The following is a 15,053-nucleotide window of genomic DNA, read 5'->3' as shown; positions in this document are numbered from 1 at the left end:
GCGTTATGGGAATATTTGCCAGCTATCAATAATATACAGAAATTGACTTAAATAGTGGAAAAAGGAAAGATTATAACAGCATATTGCAGAAGTATTACATCGAATAAAACGGTAACCAATGTATATACACAAAGACATCTATTAATAATAAAAATAGAAAATGGTTGTTACCTAGTGGGAGATCTTGTACATGAAAAATGAAAATGATGAATCCAAATACGTTACACAACATTTAGCAAACGAAAGAACCTATTTAGCGTGGGTTAGGACTGCTCTTGCTATTATAGGAATAGGATTTTTAGCAACAACTTTACATTTTAATACTCCAATGAATGAGCATGTAAATAATTCGCTAATAGTTCTAATTAGTCTGTTTACACTTTTATTTGGACTTATAACGATTTCCTTCTCAACCCTCATTTATATCCGTAATAGGCGCAACATTAATACCCAATCATTCCATTCTTCATTTAAATTAATTATTTTTATGACGTGTGTGATCTGCTTGGTTTTATTTTTAGTGTCTATTTATAGCTTATTTGTTATTAAACAATAGTAGTTCTACTAGAAACCTAGTAATATCTTACCGGATTTTTAAATGATTTTTGATAAATCACTTATAGTTTGCAAATTTTCTCGAAATTTCATTGATATACTATAAATATTGGAGGTGGTTCCATGATGCACATGATGAATGGATATGGTACATTTTGGTGGATGATGGTTATATTTTGGGTTGGATTATTAATTTTAGGAATTTACCTTGTTACAAGTTACATCAATGGTGGTGGTCGCAAGAGAACACCCATGCAGATCTTAAAAGAACGGTTAGCAAAGGGAGAGATAAGCGAGGCGGAATATGAACAATTGAAGTCTGCTCTAAAACGAGATGAAAGGAGCTGATAACGGTGAATCGTCATACAGACATTATTAGAAAACGATATGATAGAATAGCTTCTATTTTCGATGTAATGGATCATATGATCCGTTCATCCTGGCGTGAAGAGGTACTTGGAAATTTGCATGGTGATATTCTAGAAGTTGGTGTTGGTACAGGGTCCAACCTTCCCCTTTATCCTTCAAACGTACACGTTACCGGGATTGATTTTAGTCCAAAAATGCTTGCAAAAGCATATGGGAAAATAGAAGACGCAAAAGCCACTATTGCATTAAGGGAAATGGATGCACAACAGATGGATTTTTTAGATAATACATTTGATGTTGTCGTTTCAACGTGTGTTTTTTGTTCCGTTCCAGATCCGGTCGAGGGATTCAAAGAAATTCGCCGTGTGGTAAAACCTGAGGGTAAGATAGTAATGCTTGAGCATATGCGAAGTGAGAATCCAATTGCTGGTAAGTTGCTTGATGTAATGAATCCACTTACTGTAAGAATGGTGGGCGCAAATGTTAATCGTAAAACAATCGAGAATATAGAAAAAGCAGGATTAAAGATTAAGGAGCAAACCTATTTAATGACATCTATCATGAGAAAGTTGATTTTGTCTCCAAATAAATAAAATTCTGCATAAAAACTCGATAATCATTTTCTATAATATGTTTTATCATGACAGCCATGAAAAAAGGATTATTGGAGGACAATCTATGGTAAAGAAAGTAGCATTTTTTATAACTATTATTACCGGAATATTAGTAGCAGGTTGTAGTAATAATGACGATCAAGCATTTGAAACCTCATTTGATGGGAGCGTGGATCACGTTCATGGAATGGGATATGCTGGGGAGGATGATGGCTTATATTTTGCCTCTCATACAGGATTGAAAATTTATCGTGACGGTGAATGGTTTAAAACCACGAAAAACTTTAACGATTATATGGGGTTTAATGCAGTTGATAAAGGTTTTTACACTTCGGGCCATCCAGGCAAAGATTCAGACTTGCCGAACCCAATTGGTATCCATCGAAGCTTTGATGGTGGTGAAACACTGGAAAGTCTTCAGTTTGAAGGAGAAACAGATTTTCATGATATGGCAGTAGGATATAAAAGTCATGACATTTTTTTGAGAAGCCCCGAGCAGAATTCTAAGCTGAAAGAAGGTTTTTATACAAGCACTGATAATGGTGAAACGTGGGGAAGTATTACTGCATCAGGTATAGAAGGCGATATTTTTGCATTAGCTATCCATCCTACAGATTCTAAATTCGTTGCGATCGCAACAACAACAGGTATTTATCTATCTAACGATGGAGGAACAAATTTTCAATTGATCACAGAAGGTTCACAGGGAACAGCGGTATTCTTTAATGAAGATAATTTATTTTATGCAAGCTACAACACTACACCCTCCCTTGTTAAATATAACCTTGAAACTAGTAATCAAGAGCCAATGAATTTGCCAGAGTTAACAGAGGATGGCCCTGTATATATTGCTCAAAGTCAACAAGACAATCAGGAATTCGCTATTTACACTACAAAGGGACATGCCTATTTGTCAGGGAATGCAGCAGCGTCTTGGGTTCAGATTTTAGAAAGTGGACAAATAAAATAACCTTATTGTGAATTGAAAAGGTATGTTTGACTTATTTAACCAGATTAGTGGCACAGTAAGCGGTTCAATTATAGAAGTAGCCTATGGTTTAGAGCATCTTCCTTTGTTGTTTGGCTTCTTGGAGCAGTTGCTCCATGTCAGCTCACTGGAAGTGTTAGTGCAATTACTATTTATGGTAAAAAATCCTTAGTAGAAAAAGTTCCATGGCTCCATGTGTTATTGTTTGTTCTTGGGAAAATGGTTGTTGTTTCTGTAATAGGGTTTGTGATATGGATTTTGGGTCAAGGTGTATACAGTTCATTGACGCAAGTATTTCCTGTACTCCGTAAAGCAATTGGATCTTTGCTTATATGTTAGGGCTAATTATGTTTGGATTATTTCGCTGGAAGAAAACCTGGCACCTGTTTAATCTTCCGACTAACTTTTAAAAAAATGGTTATTTAGGAAGTTTTTTAATGGGCGTGAGCTTCACTTCAGCTTTTTTTCCAACTATGTTTCTGTTGTTTTTATTAACATTTATGCCTGTTGTTCTTGTAACATCCTACGGCCTGGTTTTGCCATCGGTATTTGGAATTGGAACATCACTTCCGCTGCAAGTTGTTATTTTCATGATATGGTACTTTGGTGCAAGCGGTGCTATATTAAAGAGACGTAGAAAGATTGGAGCTATTATTCAAAAAAGAGCTGGTGCATGACTTATCATTATTGGAGTTTTTGATACATTAACTTATTGGATATAAGAGGTAGAATATGTTTACTAAACTTTCATTTAAAATTGGGTTTCTATTTTTCATTTTCATCTTCATTATCGAATCTATCCTATTTTTTGTATTATATACGAATCTAGCGAATGAACGAATTGAAGAAGTGATGGACAATTTATTAGCACGGGGTAATACACATAGTGAAGTACTGGAAACAAATTTTGATGAATCAACCATTGAACATGTTGGGATTATGGAGTCTGCTTCTGATTTTGTAGTAGTGATCACTGACGAAGCAGGTAATGTAATAATTCATTCTGATCCTATAGAACCAGAAATGATGGAAGTGATTAAGCACACTGATTATGATGAAATCTCTACTAAGGGAAAAGTTGTGGAAGACCGTTGGGATGATAAACAATATATTGCGGCTGATAGTCCGGTAAATGTTGATGGGGAGCACAAAGGTCATGTTTTTATGTTTGCCGATACGAACAATGTGAAAAACGTTGTCAATGAGCTCAGCAATCAGTTTATCTTCGTTGCTTTAATGACAGTTGGTCTTACGATTATTACTGTTTTTATTTTATCCAGACTTATTACACATCCATTAATTAAAATGAAGAAAGCAACAGAACAATTGAGTAAGGGGAAAAACAAAGTAGAGTTACATACGGATCGTAAGGATGAGTTAGGAGAACTGGCTAATTCGATTACAAAATTAGCCAACGAGCTAGATCAATTGAAAACGGAAAGAAATGAATTTCTGGCAAGTATCTCACATGAACTGAGAACGCCTTTAACGTATATAAAAGGTTATGCCGATATTATAAACCGCCAAGACATAACGGACGCTGAAGTAAAAGAATATATCACAATCATTCGTGAGGAATCAGAGCATTTGTCCATATTAATTAAGAATTTATTCGAGTTAGCTAAAATGGATGAAAACAAATTTTCGGTTCAACGTGAAGAAGTATCTTTATGTACCGTTATTCAAACGGTGGCTGATCGAGTTAATCCAGCATTTTCAGATAAAGATATTACTTTGTTTGTTAGCTGTCCTAAAGAGATTATTGCTTTTGTTGACCCAGAACGATTTCAACAGCTTTTAATAAATATATTGGATAATGCAAAAAAACATTCTTTTGAAGGTGGGAGGGTTTGGCTAAAAGTAAGCCAAATGGAACAGGAAATCTCAATTACTATTTCTGATGAAGGTGATGGGATACCTAAAGATGATCTACCATACATATTCGAACGGTTATATCGTGTTGAAAAGTCGAGATCACGACAAAGTGGTGGAACAGGTCTAGGGTTAGCCATTGCAAAAGAAATTATAGAGTCGCATGGTGGTCACATAGAAGCTAAGAGTGAACAGGGAGAAGGAACGAGCGTTATTATTAGGTTAACAAGAGGTGGCAATAATGAATAAAGTTCTAATCATTGATGATGAGCAACGTATGCTGGATTTATTAGCATTGTACTTAAGGCCACATGATTATAAATGTAAAAAAGCCCTAGGAGCCCAGGAAGCTTTATGGAGTTTGGCTGAGGAAACATTTGATCTCGTTTTGCTTGATATAATGATGCCTGAAATGGATGGGTGGGATCTATGTCAGGAAATCAGACGTATATCTGATGTCCCAATCATTATGGTAACTGCTCGTGAGCAGAAAGAAGATGTTGTAAAGGGGTTGACGTTAGGCGCAGATGATTATATTACCAAGCCTATTAATGAAAATGAACTAATAGCCAGAATGGAAGCCTTGTTACGAAGAAGGATTCCGGCGAATAGTATTGAAATAAATGGTTTATTATGGGATGAGGACAGATATGAATTTTCTTTTCATAAACAGCCAATTAAGTTAACCCCTAAAGAATTTAAAATGATTGGACTTCTAATGAAAAAGCCAAATCAAGTTTTTGCAAGGGAACAGTTGATTGACTTAATATGGGGATTTGATACACATACAGAAGGAAGAACGGTTGATTCGCATGTCCGGAACATAAGAGATAAAATCAGGCAAGTAGGTTTCCCAATTGATGATCATTTTAAAACAGTATGGGGTGTAGGGTATAAATGGATTAATTAGAATTATATCTTTCATACCACTGTAACATTTTCTTGATAAATTCTCGATAACTCTCCTTTATATTAGTAGATGAAGGGAGGAACAAACAATGAAAAAGAAAATGGTAACTCTTTCATTAGCTGCAGTTATGGTCTTAGGTTTAGGTAATGTAGTTTTTGCACATAGTGGGCCAAGTGATAATGGATGGAGCTTTGAGGAAATGATTCCATTTATGAAAGAAATGCATCCAGAAATGGAGCAACAAGAAATGGAACAAATGTATCAGGATTGTCACGGTTCCAATAATAATGGATCCCCTGTGATGAATAATCAATTGTAAGTGTAATGTGAAAACTATATTAGCATGTAACCCCCTAACATCTTGAATGGAGCTATCTAACTAAAAGATAGTTCTATTTTTTTAGTAGATAAGAAAGCATAAAAACTGTCTTATTTACATAAGTGCAACTAGGTCATTCGCTATAAAGGATTGCACTCCAAAGCATAAGGGCTTCTAAAAAAGCAAAGTACGCTTACCAAGAACCCCTTTAACGAATGCCAAGTTTTCTAATCGTTGTGGTGATTTAAAGATGTTTTATAGTGGTAGTGTTCAATAAGCATTTATTTAAGCGTAAATGGAATAGTAAGTGTAAAAGGAGATGAACGTATGACAAAAGATAATGATAAACATCACAATCAACACAATCATGAAAATCATACTCATCATAATCATGATCACAACGACCATGCTGAACACAAGCATGACAATCACGGTGATCATGACCACCACGACCACGGAGACATGGTTAGCGAATTCAAAAAACGGTTTTATATATCATTAATTGTAACGATACCAATTCTGATCTTGTCACCCATGATTCAGGAATTCATTGGGGTCGATTGGCGTTTTACTTATGATCAATATATTTTATTTGCCCTTTCAACGTTTGTATTTTTCTATGGAGGCTGGCCATTCCTTACTGGAGGGATAAGTGAATTAAAGGATAAAAATCCAGGTATGATGACACTTATTGGCCTTGCTATCCTAGTTGCGTATGGATATAGCACATTAACTGTATTTGGCTGGGAAGGTAGTAACTTCTTTTGGGAATTAGCCACATTAATCGATATTATGCTTTTGGGCCACTGGATAGAAATGCGTTCTATTATGGGCGCATCGAATGCATTAGAAGAACTTGTCAAATTAATGCCAAGTGAAGCACATAAGCTCGATGAAAACGACGAAGTACATGATGTACCAGTATCTGAATTAAATAATGAAGATCGTGTTCTCGTTAAACCTGGTGAAAAGGTACCCGTTGATGGAACGATTATCGATGGAAAATCTGCTTTAGATGAGTCGATGCTTACGGGTGAGTCGGTCCCTGTTGAAAAATACAAAGGTGATGAGGTGATTGGAGGTTCCGTCAATAACGAAGGATCACTTACGATTCATGTGGAAAAAACTGGCGAAGATTCTTACTTGTCTCAAGTAATTACGATGGTAAAAGAAGCACAGGAATCAAAGTCCAAAACTCAAGATTTAACAAATAGAGCGGCAAAGTGGTTGTTTTACGTAGCATTAACTGCTGGGTTTGTGACACTATTTATATGGTTAATGCTTGGATATTCTTTTGACGTTGCCTTAGAGCGTATGGTTACTGTGATGGTAATAACTTGTCCGCACGCGCTTGGCTTAGCAGCACCACTTGTGGTAGCGGTTTCGACAGCTATTTCAGCTAAGCAAGGTTTGCTAATTCGTAATCGTGCTAATTTTGAAGGCGCGCGTAATATAGATGCGGTTGTGTTTGATAAGACTGGTACGCTAACAAAAGGTGAATTTGGTGTAACCAATATCGTACCGAATAAAGGCTACGAGGAAGAAGAAGTCTTATCGTGGGCAGCAAGCCTGGAACAAAATTCAGAGCATCCTATTGCATCAGGAATAGTAGAATCATCCAAAGAAAGAAACATTACACTAAAAAAAATATCGGATTTTGAGTCAATAACTGGTAAAGGAATTGAAGGAACTATTCAAGGTAAAAAAGTTAATGTGGTTAGCCCAGGTTTTGTAGACAATAATAATCTAGAATATGATAAAGAAATATTTAATGAAATGTCTGAAGAAGGCAAAACGGTAGTATTTGTTTTATTGGAAGATGAATTGATCGGTATGATTGCACTAGCCGATATGGTTCGGGAAACAGCTAAAGAAGCAATTGCTACATTAAAACAGCATGGCATTCATTCCATTATGCTCACAGGTGACAATGAAAAAGTAGCTTACTGGGTAGCGAAGCAGTTAGATATCGATGAGGTATATGCAGAGGTATTGCCTGATGATAAGGCAAATCAGGTGAAGAAAATTCAAGAGAAGGGCTTGAAGGTTGCGATGACTGGTGATGGTATAAATGATGCCCCAGCATTAGCCACTGCTGATCTAGGTATAGCAATTGGCGCCGGAACAGATGTAGCAATGGAAACTGCTGATGCTATCCTTGTTAAAAGTAACCCGAAAGATGTCGTCTCCTTAGTGGAATTATCCAAGAAGACCTACCGGAAGATGGTGCAAAATTTATGGTGGGCAACTGGATATAATATTTTTGCTATTCCTCTGGCAGCGGGTGTATTAGCCCCTATTGGAGTCGTGTTAAGTCCTGCAGTCGGGGCAGTATTAATGAGTCTTAGCACAATAATAGTCGCCATTAATGCGAAGTTATTAAAAGCATAAAAGAACCTAGGGTAATTTATTATAGATTTTTTAGATTAGATGATTATAAGATTATATTGAAAAAATTCGGGTATTATAAAATTGAAAAATAAATTATTCATTCAGTTCGAAAGGAGTTTTTTTATGGGAGTATTATCAACATCACCATCAAACATGGATGCATGTATTGAAGCGTGTATTAAATGTATGAGGGCTTGTGAAGAATGCTATACAGCTTGTTTACAGGAACCTGATGTACAAGCAAGGGTTACATGTATACAAACACTAAATGATTGTGCTGAAATATGCAGTCAAGCTTCACAATATATGGCCAGAAACAGTACATTTTCTGCTCAATTTTGCGGGGTATGTGCAAATGTATGTGAACAGTGTGCAATGGAATGTGAAAAATTGAAGGATACGCATTGTCAGGAATGCGCACAAATCTGCCGTCAATGTGCAGAGGAATGTCGTAAAATGGCCAGTTAAAGTACATTCAAGTTTAAAGTGTAGATAAAATGTGTATCTACACTTTTTTATTATTGGTTTTAAAACCACAGGCTATGCCTGTGTGACTGCGGGACAATATGAGTAAGCGTTAATACGTAGATCCATTAAAAAATAATAGGAAGATAAACGGTTGACGGTCAATTCAAAAAGCCCCTTTAGAGGCTTTGTTAGCAAAGTACCCTTACAGGGCGAAACCAAAACCGCCCGTTTTACGAGCGTGTTATTTATTTATACAGACGCTTTCATTTTGTTATGTTGACCATACACTGAAGCATATGTTTTCCAACCACCATCAAGGTTTTTTGCGATAAATCCGTTTTCCTGCAAGATCCGTGTTGCTAGATATCCGCGTAATCCAACTTGACAGTTTACATAGATTACTTCACCCTGTGGCAGTTCATCAATGCGCTCCCGTAGATCATCAAGTGGAATATTTTTTGCTCCTTCAATAAATCCATTTTCAAGCTCGATAGGATTTCGAACATCAATTAATGTTTCGCCATTCGAAACTACATCATCAATCTCATTCCACTGAATTGTCTCGATTACGCCTTCAACGATGTTAGTTGCAACATACCCAGCTATATTAACCGGATCTTTTGCTTGAGAATATGGAGGTGCATAGGCTAGTTCTAAATCTGGTAAATCAAGAACCGATAAACCACCTTTAATGGCCGTTGCAATCACGTCAATGCGTTTATCAACGCCGTCTATACCTATTGCTTGAGCTCCATAAATTTTTCCTGTTTCTTTATCAAAAACAAGTTTTAAGAAAATAGGTGAAGCACCTGGATAGTAACCAGCGTGTGAAACAGGATGAACGTGCACAACCTCATAAGGGATGCCTAATCGTCTGAGCGTTTTCTCATTATTACCTGTTGTAGATACGGTATAATCAAAAACTTTTGCAATAGATGTTCCAAGTGTGCCTTTATACATTGCTTTCTTACCATATATACTATCTGCAACTAAACGGCCTTGTCTGTTAGCCGGCCACGCTAGCGGAATCATGGTTGGTTGTTCGTTTATATAATCCTTTACTTCAACAGCGTCGCCGATAGCGTATACATGAGGATCGTTCGTTTGTAAAGAAGCATTAACTTGTATTCCACCTCGTGCTCCAACACTTAACCCAGCATGTACTGCTAGTTCATTTTCAGGACGAACCCCAATTGAAAGCAGAATCATGTCCGTTTCAATTTCTAAGCCATTCTGTGTAACGATTTTTGTTCCACTATTCTCAAAAGCCTTAACACCATCACCTAAGATAAGATTAACTCCTTTTTCTTTTAAGTGATGATGGATGATCGATGCCATCTCATAATCGACTGGTGCCATTACTTGCTCAGCCATTTCTACGATAGTCACTTCAATACCTCGTTCATATAGGTTTTCTGCCATCTCTAATCCGATAAAACCACCGCCTACAACAACGGCACGTTTTGGATTTTCATGATCAACATAAGCTTTAATGCGGTCCGTATCCGGAATGTTGCGTAATGTAAAGAGTGCGTTTGCTTTTTCAATACCTGGAATAGGTGGTACAATTGGACGAGCTCCTGGAGACAAGATTAATTCATCATAAGTTTCTTCATATGTTTCACCTGTCTGTAGATTTTTCACATTAATTGATTTTTTTGTTCGATCAATCGTTGTGACTTCTGAAAATGTTCGGATGTCTAGATTGTATCTATTAGACATACCCTCCACGGTTTGAACGAGCAGCTTGTCACGCTCTTTTATAGTTTCACCGATATAGTAGGGTAATCCACAGTTTGCGAACGAAATATATTCTCCCTTTTCAAACATGACAATCTCAGCAGTTTCATCCAGTCTTCTTAAACGAGCTGCAGCTGTTGATCCTCCAGCCACACCACCAACTATTACTATTTTTTTATTCATATGATTTCCTCCTTTAAAAAATACTTCATCGGGTATATACCCCACCACGTATACTAAAGGTTTTTTTGAAAAAAGATGTGATAAAAATCACAGTTGACAAAATACCTATGAGGGTATATTATTGAAAATGCTTTGAAAAATATTGAAAGGGGAAAAGCAATGATTATTATCATATTAATATTACTAACGTTTTCCTTGTTTTTTCTCTATAAACGATACATGCCAGTTTTGGGTATTGGCAAAATGGACTTAAATTATGTATCATATCCTAAAGAGGATAATGTAGCTATAGTCGATACTAGAGATTACCAAACGTCGTGTCGAGACACCATAAATAATGCTTATTGCATTCCGCTACCTTATTTAAATAGATATTTTAGTGATATACCAACCGATAAGAATATTGTTGTCATCACATCCGATAATGTTGGGAAAAATCTAAGTGCTAGAATCTTACGGAATAAAGGTAGACGTGTAGTAGGGTACTGTCTTTCAAAAGATTAACGAAAGGAGTGACGTTCATGATGAAATACGACGACCAAATGAAAAATAGAATGAAACGTATCGAAGGACAAGTTAGAGGATTATTAAAAATGATGGAAGAAGAAAAAGATTGTCGGGATGTTGTGACGCAAATGTCAGCTGTTAGAAGTGCTATTGATCGCGCTGCTGCATTAGTTGTTAGCACTAATCTTGAGCAATGCATTCGTGAAGAAAAGGTAGAAGGGGAAAGCTCTGAAGACCTGATTAAAGAAGCAGTTAATTTGCTTGTTAAAAGTAGATAATGGATGAGGTTGACAATTCATTTTTAATCTTTTAGTATGAAAAAAGGGTTAAGCAGTATCATTAACCCTATTTTTTATGTTAATTTCAATACCCGTACAGGTATATGTATTTTTAAACTTAACTAGTAAAAAGGAGAAATGTTAAATGTCTGATCAAAAGAAAACAACCATCGTATTATTCAGTGGGGATTATGATAAAGCAATGGCAGCATATATTATTGCTAATGGTGCTGCTGCTTATGATCACGAAGTAACCATATTCCACACGTTTTGGGGATTAAACGCGCTTCGTAACGAAAATCAAGTTGACGTTAAAAAAGGTTTAATGGAAAAGATGTTTGGGAAAATGATGCCTAGAGGCGCAGATAAGATGGGTCTTTCCAAAATGAATTATTTAGGTATGGGGCAAAAAATGATTAAAAATGTTATGAAAAAACATAATGCAATGCCTTTACCACAACTAGTTGAAATGGCACAGGAACAGGATGTTAAGCTAATTGCATGTACCATGACAATGGATTTACTAGGACTTCAAAAAGACGAATTACTTGAGAAAATAGAATATGGTGGCGTTGCAGCATATATTGGTGATGCTGAAGATGGTAATGTGAACTTATTCATCTAATTTTTTTAGTAATTATAATACCCATATAGGTATATGGAGATCATAACTAAATACCAATAGGGGAATATAAAAGGAATCATAATTTGGAGGGAAAATCATGAAGGAAATTACAGCGAAAGACTTAGCAAGTAAATTAAAAGATAGTGAGAATGTAAGCATTATTGACGTGCGAGAAGATGAAGAAGTTGCACAAGGGAAAATTCCTGGTGCCAAACATATACCGTTAGGCCAAATACCAGAACGCTTAAATGAAATTGATAAAGAAAAGCATCATTTCATGGTGTGCCGTTCTGGTGGCAGAAGTGGTAATGCCTGTTCATTTTTAAGTGAACAAGGTTATGATGTCACGAACATGGCCGGCGGTATGTTGGATTGGGAAGATAAAGTAGAGAAATAAGAGGAGGAGTTAACATGACTATTACGGCAAATGAAACATTAGACGCAAAAGGATTGGCGTGTCCGATGCCAATTGTAAAAACAAAAAAGGCCATTACTAACTTGGCACCAGGGCAAGTGATGGAGGTTCAAGCAACAGATAAAGGGTCTACTGCAGATATCAAAGCCTGGTCAGATAGTACTGGGCATCAATATCTTGGAACTGTTGAAGAACACGATGTTCTGAAGCATTATATTCGAAAAGCAAGTGATGCTGAAACAAAAGAAGAGATTAAACACGCGGATGTAGTTGATTTAGAAGAACTTCGCAGCAAATTAGAAGGTGAAGAAGATATAGCTATTTTGGATGTTCGAGAACCAGCGGAATTTGCTTTTGGACATATCCTAGGAGCAATCAATATACCGCTTGGTGAGTTAGAGGATAGGTTTGAAGAAGTTAATAAAGATAAAGAACTACATGTGGTTTGCAGAACAGGAAACCGCAGTGACTTAGCAGCACAAAAATTGACTGAAAAAGGGTTTAAAGGAGTAAAAAATGTTGTACCTGGTATGTCAACTTGGGAAGGTCCAACTGATAAGAATAACTAAGATAAACTTGGACGAAACTATTAATCTAGGAGGGAAAGGATATGTCAACAAAGATGACAACAAAGGAATTAGCAAAAAAAGTTGTGAATCATGAAGAAACGTTCATATTGGATGTTCGAAATACGGATGAATTTGATGATTGGAAAATTGAGGGTGGAAAAGTAGAAGTTATCAATGAACCATACTTTAACTTATTAGATGGCATAGATCCCGTCGCTGATAAGCTTAATAAAGATCAAGAGATTATAGTTGTCTGTGCAAAAGGTGGTTCCTCACAGATGATCGCTGAAATGATGGAAGAAGAAGGTTTCACCAATGTATATGATCTTGAAGGTGGAATGAAAGCATGGAGTGAACATCTAGAACCCGTCAAATTGGGTGATTTAAAAGATGGTGGAAGTCTATACCAATTTGTTCGTCTTGGTAAAGGTTGTTTATCTTACTTTATCGCATCAAACGGAGAAGCTGCAATTGTGGACTCGAATCGTATGATTGATAATTATGAGACCTTCGCAGAAGAAAAAGGTGTAAAAATCAAGCATTTAATTGATACTCATTTACACGCAGATCACATTTCTGGTGGTCGTCAGTTAGCAGAAAAAGTGGGTGGAACCTATCATCTGCCACCAAAAGACGCAGATGAAGTCACTTTTGATTATGCAGCTCTTGAGGAAGGCAATGATATTATCGTTGGAAATACAACGGTTAACGTTCAACCAATTTATTCACCTGGACACACGATAGGAAGTACGTCATTAATTATTGATGATCAGTTCTTGTTAACTGGAGACATTCTATTTGTGAAGTCAATCGGTCGTCCGGACTTAGCAGGAAAAGCAGATGATTGGGTAGGAGATCTTCGTAACACGCTGTATAGTCGTTATAAAGAATTGTCAGATGATTTAACGGTATTACCTGCTCACTACTCATTTGCAGAAGAACTAGGTGAAGGTGGCAGTGTTTCAGCACGTTTAGGAAATCTTTATAACCAAAATGAAGGATTACAAGTAGATGATGAGAATGCATTTAGAAAAATGGTAACCGAAAACCTTCCACCACAACCAAATGCATATCAAGAAATACGCGAAACAAATATGGGGAAAATCAACCCTGAAAATGAAAAAAAAAGAGAAATGGAAACTGGACCAAACCGTTGTGCGGTTCAAGGATAACGAAGGAGGAATAAATAATGGAAGCAGCAAAAGTGTTAGACGCAAAAGGAATGGCATGTCCAATGCCGATCGTTAAAACGAAAAAGGCAATAAACGAAATAAATGCAGGTGAAATACTAGAAGTTCATGCAACAGATAAAGGTGCAAAAAGTGACCTAGCTGCTTGGGCGAAATCTGGCGGCCATGAATTACTAAAAGATACAGAAGAAAACGAAGTACTAAAGTTCTGGATTAAAAAAGGGTAAAGGAGACCCGTTATAGGGTCCCCTCTATTTAGGGGGAACGAAAAAATGGAATACAGCATTATTTTTCTAATTACAATCTTTCTAATTGGATTCATCGGTTCTTTTGTTTCTGGAATGGTCGGAATCGGGGGATCCATTATTAAATACCCCATGTTATTATACATCCCTGCAATGCTTGGGCTTTCAACATTTACTGCTCATGAAGTTGCTGGTATAAGTGCTATTCAAGTATTATTTGCAACTATAGGAGGTGTATGGGCATATCGAAAAGGAGGCTATTTAAATAAAAAACTCATCCTTTATATGGGTGTAAGTATTTTAATTGGTAGCTTTGTAGGTGGATATGGTTCACAATTTATGTCAGATAGTGGGATAAACTTTATTTATGGAATTCTGGCGACAATAGCAGCTGTTATGATGTTTGTGCCGAAAAAGGGTCTTGATGATATTCCATTAGATCAAGTTACCTTTAAAAAATGGCTGGCAGCAATATTAGCATTAGTAGTTGGAGTGGGAGCAGGAATTGTAGGTGCTGCAGGAGCATTCATCTTAGTTCCGATCATGCTTATTGTATTGAAAATACCAACACGGATGACGATTGCAACGTCTCTAGCTATTACATTTATCTCATCTATAGGCGCTACAACAGGTAAAGTTCTTACTGGGCAAGTATTATTTGTTCCGGCAGCTATCATGATTGTTGCAAGTTTAATAGCATCACCACTTGGCGCGAAACTTGGACAAAAAGTAAACACCAAAATTTTGCAATGGATTTTAGCAATTCTTATACTAGGTACAGCAATAAAAATTTGGGTTGATTTTTTCTAGGGGGA

20 protein-coding genes are annotated in these 15,053 nt (G+C 36.6%); 19 read left to right on the top strand and 1 reads right to left on the bottom strand.

Annotated elements, in window-relative coordinates:
• Nucleotides 1-190 precede the first annotated feature (190 nt).
• The 11 genes from ACFQ3N_RS17850 to ACFQ3N_RS17800 all read left to right on the top strand — a co-directional run bounded on the left by ACFQ3N_RS17850 (nt 191) and on the right by ACFQ3N_RS17800 (nt 8,486).
• The gene (locus ACFQ3N_RS17850; protein WP_390364131.1) at nt 191-556 is read left to right on the top strand and encodes a YidH family protein; all 366 of its coding nucleotides are present in this window, start codon (nt 191-193) and stop codon (nt 554-556) included.
• A 122-nt stretch (nt 557-678) separates the two neighbouring features.
• Nucleotides 679-903 carry an SHOCT domain-containing protein gene (locus tag ACFQ3N_RS17845; RefSeq protein ID WP_390364129.1) on the top strand — a complete coding sequence of 75 codons (225 nt, stop codon included), beginning with the start codon at nt 679-681 and terminating at the stop codon, nt 901-903.
• A gap of 5 nt (nt 904-908) precedes the next feature.
• On the top strand, nt 909-1,517 hold the full coding sequence (locus ACFQ3N_RS17840) for a class I SAM-dependent methyltransferase (protein ID WP_390364127.1): 609 nt from the start codon (nt 909-911) through the stop codon (nt 1,515-1,517).
• A gap of 85 nt (nt 1,518-1,602) precedes the next feature.
• Entirely contained in the window at nt 1,603-2,508 is a 906-nt protein-coding gene (locus tag ACFQ3N_RS17835) for a F510_1955 family glycosylhydrolase (protein WP_390364125.1), read from the top strand.
• A gap of 162 nt (nt 2,509-2,670) precedes the next feature.
• Nucleotides 2,671-2,865 carry a hypothetical protein gene (locus ACFQ3N_RS17830; protein ID WP_390364204.1) on the top strand — a complete coding sequence of 65 codons (195 nt, stop codon included), beginning with the start codon at nt 2,671-2,673 and terminating at the stop codon, nt 2,863-2,865.
• Between the two features lie 98 nt (nt 2,866-2,963).
• Nucleotides 2,964-3,203 carry a hypothetical protein gene (locus ACFQ3N_RS17825; RefSeq protein ID WP_390364123.1) on the top strand — a complete coding sequence of 80 codons (240 nt, stop codon included), beginning with the start codon at nt 2,964-2,966 and terminating at the stop codon, nt 3,201-3,203.
• Nucleotides 3,204-3,258: 55 nt separating this feature from the next.
• On the top strand, nt 3,259-4,647 hold the full coding sequence (locus ACFQ3N_RS17820) for a HAMP domain-containing sensor histidine kinase (RefSeq protein WP_390364121.1): 1,389 nt from the start codon (nt 3,259-3,261) through the stop codon (nt 4,645-4,647).
• A complete protein-coding gene (locus ACFQ3N_RS17815) occupies nt 4,640-5,308 on the top strand; it encodes a response regulator transcription factor (RefSeq protein WP_390364119.1) in 669 nt (222 codons plus the stop codon). The genes ACFQ3N_RS17820 and ACFQ3N_RS17815 overlap by 8 nt, the downstream gene beginning before the upstream one ends.
• Before the next feature lie 88 nt (nt 5,309-5,396).
• Complete coding sequence (locus ACFQ3N_RS17810; protein ID WP_390364117.1) at nt 5,397-5,627, top strand: hypothetical protein; 231 nt, start codon at nt 5,397-5,399, stop codon at nt 5,625-5,627.
• A gap of 327 nt (nt 5,628-5,954) precedes the next feature.
• Nucleotides 5,955-8,018, top strand: a complete 2,064-nt coding sequence (locus ACFQ3N_RS17805) for a heavy metal translocating P-type ATPase (protein ID WP_390364115.1) — start codon at nt 5,955-5,957, stop codon at nt 8,016-8,018.
• A 123-nt stretch (nt 8,019-8,141) separates the two neighbouring features.
• Nucleotides 8,142-8,486, top strand: a complete 345-nt coding sequence (locus ACFQ3N_RS17800; protein ID WP_390364113.1) for a four-helix bundle copper-binding protein — start codon at nt 8,142-8,144, stop codon at nt 8,484-8,486.
• 249 nt (nt 8,487-8,735) lie between these two features.
• Here the strand turns inward: ACFQ3N_RS17800 and ACFQ3N_RS17795 are convergent, their stop codons facing one another.
• Nucleotides 8,736-10,409: a CoA-disulfide reductase gene (locus ACFQ3N_RS17795; protein WP_390364111.1), complete on the bottom strand. Its 1,674-nt coding sequence runs from the start codon at nt 10,407-10,409 to the stop codon at nt 8,736-8,738.
• A 159-nt stretch (nt 10,410-10,568) separates the two neighbouring features.
• Here ACFQ3N_RS17795 and ACFQ3N_RS17790 point away from each other — a divergent pair, with 159 nt between their 5' ends.
• The 8 genes from ACFQ3N_RS17790 to ACFQ3N_RS17755 all read left to right on the top strand — a co-directional run bounded on the left by ACFQ3N_RS17790 (nt 10,569) and on the right by ACFQ3N_RS17755 (nt 15,048).
• Nucleotides 10,569-10,913 (top strand): hypothetical protein, encoded by a 345-nt coding sequence (locus ACFQ3N_RS17790; RefSeq protein ID WP_390364109.1) that lies wholly within the window; start codon nt 10,569-10,571, stop codon nt 10,911-10,913.
• Between the two features lie 20 nt (nt 10,914-10,933).
• Nucleotides 10,934-11,194: a metal-sensitive transcriptional regulator gene (locus tag ACFQ3N_RS17785; protein ID WP_390364202.1), complete on the top strand. Its 261-nt coding sequence runs from the start codon at nt 10,934-10,936 to the stop codon at nt 11,192-11,194.
• A gap of 145 nt (nt 11,195-11,339) precedes the next feature.
• A complete protein-coding gene (locus tag ACFQ3N_RS17780; RefSeq protein ID WP_390364107.1) occupies nt 11,340-11,819 on the top strand; it encodes a DsrE/DsrF/DrsH-like family protein in 480 nt (159 codons plus the stop codon).
• 97 nt (nt 11,820-11,916) lie between these two features.
• Entirely contained in the window at nt 11,917-12,216 is a 300-nt protein-coding gene (locus ACFQ3N_RS17775; RefSeq protein WP_390364105.1) for a rhodanese-like domain-containing protein, read from the top strand.
• A 14-nt stretch (nt 12,217-12,230) separates the two neighbouring features.
• Entirely contained in the window at nt 12,231-12,803 is a 573-nt protein-coding gene (locus ACFQ3N_RS17770; protein ID WP_390364103.1) for a sulfurtransferase TusA family protein, read from the top strand.
• A gap of 41 nt (nt 12,804-12,844) precedes the next feature.
• Nucleotides 12,845-13,975, top strand: coding sequence for an MBL fold metallo-hydrolase (locus ACFQ3N_RS17765; RefSeq protein WP_390364101.1), 1,131 nt, complete (start codon nt 12,845-12,847; stop codon nt 13,973-13,975).
• Nucleotides 13,976-13,992: 17 nt separating this feature from the next.
• A complete protein-coding gene (locus tag ACFQ3N_RS17760; protein WP_390364099.1) occupies nt 13,993-14,220 on the top strand; it encodes a sulfurtransferase TusA family protein in 228 nt (75 codons plus the stop codon).
• A 45-nt stretch (nt 14,221-14,265) separates the two neighbouring features.
• Nucleotides 14,266-15,048: a sulfite exporter TauE/SafE family protein gene (locus ACFQ3N_RS17755; RefSeq protein WP_390364097.1), complete on the top strand. Its 783-nt coding sequence runs from the start codon at nt 14,266-14,268 to the stop codon at nt 15,046-15,048.
• Nucleotides 15,049-15,053 lie beyond the last annotated feature (5 nt).

This window comes from Virgibacillus byunsanensis, assembly GCF_042675965.1.
Taxonomy (GTDB): domain Bacteria; phylum Bacillota; class Bacilli; order Bacillales; family Amphibacillaceae; genus Virgibacillus_R; species Virgibacillus_R byunsanensis.
The sequence above is the reverse complement of the archived record's forward strand: the minus strand, read 5'-3'. Positions and strand labels throughout refer to the sequence as shown.

What these genes read in the sequence shown, in the direction of transcription:
- ACFQ3N_RS17850 (WP_390364131.1), top strand. Translation starts at nt 191, where the DNA reads ATGAAAAATGAAAATGATGAATCCAAATACGTTACACAACATTTAGCA.
- ACFQ3N_RS17845 (WP_390364129.1), top strand. Translation starts at nt 679, where the DNA reads ATGATGCACATGATGAATGGATATGGTACATTTTGGTGGATGATGGTT.
- ACFQ3N_RS17835 (WP_390364125.1), top strand. Translation starts at nt 1,603, where the DNA reads ATGGTAAAGAAAGTAGCATTTTTTATAACTATTATTACCGGAATATTA.
- ACFQ3N_RS17825 (WP_390364123.1), top strand. Translation starts at nt 2,964, where the DNA reads ATGGGCGTGAGCTTCACTTCAGCTTTTTTTCCAACTATGTTTCTGTTG.
- ACFQ3N_RS17820 (WP_390364121.1), top strand. Translation starts at nt 3,259, where the DNA reads ATGTTTACTAAACTTTCATTTAAAATTGGGTTTCTATTTTTCATTTTC.
- ACFQ3N_RS17815 (WP_390364119.1), top strand. Translation starts at nt 4,640, where the DNA reads ATGAATAAAGTTCTAATCATTGATGATGAGCAACGTATGCTGGATTTA.
- ACFQ3N_RS17810 (WP_390364117.1), top strand. Translation starts at nt 5,397, where the DNA reads ATGAAAAAGAAAATGGTAACTCTTTCATTAGCTGCAGTTATGGTCTTA.
- ACFQ3N_RS17805 (WP_390364115.1), top strand. Translation starts at nt 5,955, where the DNA reads ATGACAAAAGATAATGATAAACATCACAATCAACACAATCATGAAAAT.
- ACFQ3N_RS17800 (WP_390364113.1), top strand. Translation starts at nt 8,142, where the DNA reads ATGGGAGTATTATCAACATCACCATCAAACATGGATGCATGTATTGAA.
- ACFQ3N_RS17795 (WP_390364111.1), bottom strand. Translation starts at nt 10,409, where the DNA reads ATGAATAAAAAAATAGTAATAGTTGGTGGTGTGGCTGGAGGATCAACA.
- ACFQ3N_RS17790 (WP_390364109.1), top strand. Translation starts at nt 10,569, where the DNA reads ATGATTATTATCATATTAATATTACTAACGTTTTCCTTGTTTTTTCTC.
- ACFQ3N_RS17785 (WP_390364202.1), top strand. Translation starts at nt 10,934, where the DNA reads ATGAAATACGACGACCAAATGAAAAATAGAATGAAACGTATCGAAGGA.
- ACFQ3N_RS17780 (WP_390364107.1), top strand. Translation starts at nt 11,340, where the DNA reads ATGTCTGATCAAAAGAAAACAACCATCGTATTATTCAGTGGGGATTAT.
- ACFQ3N_RS17775 (WP_390364105.1), top strand. Translation starts at nt 11,917, where the DNA reads ATGAAGGAAATTACAGCGAAAGACTTAGCAAGTAAATTAAAAGATAGT.
- ACFQ3N_RS17770 (WP_390364103.1), top strand. Translation starts at nt 12,231, where the DNA reads ATGACTATTACGGCAAATGAAACATTAGACGCAAAAGGATTGGCGTGT.
- ACFQ3N_RS17765 (WP_390364101.1), top strand. Translation starts at nt 12,845, where the DNA reads ATGTCAACAAAGATGACAACAAAGGAATTAGCAAAAAAAGTTGTGAAT.
- ACFQ3N_RS17760 (WP_390364099.1), top strand. Translation starts at nt 13,993, where the DNA reads ATGGAAGCAGCAAAAGTGTTAGACGCAAAAGGAATGGCATGTCCAATG.
- ACFQ3N_RS17755 (WP_390364097.1), top strand. Translation starts at nt 14,266, where the DNA reads ATGGAATACAGCATTATTTTTCTAATTACAATCTTTCTAATTGGATTC.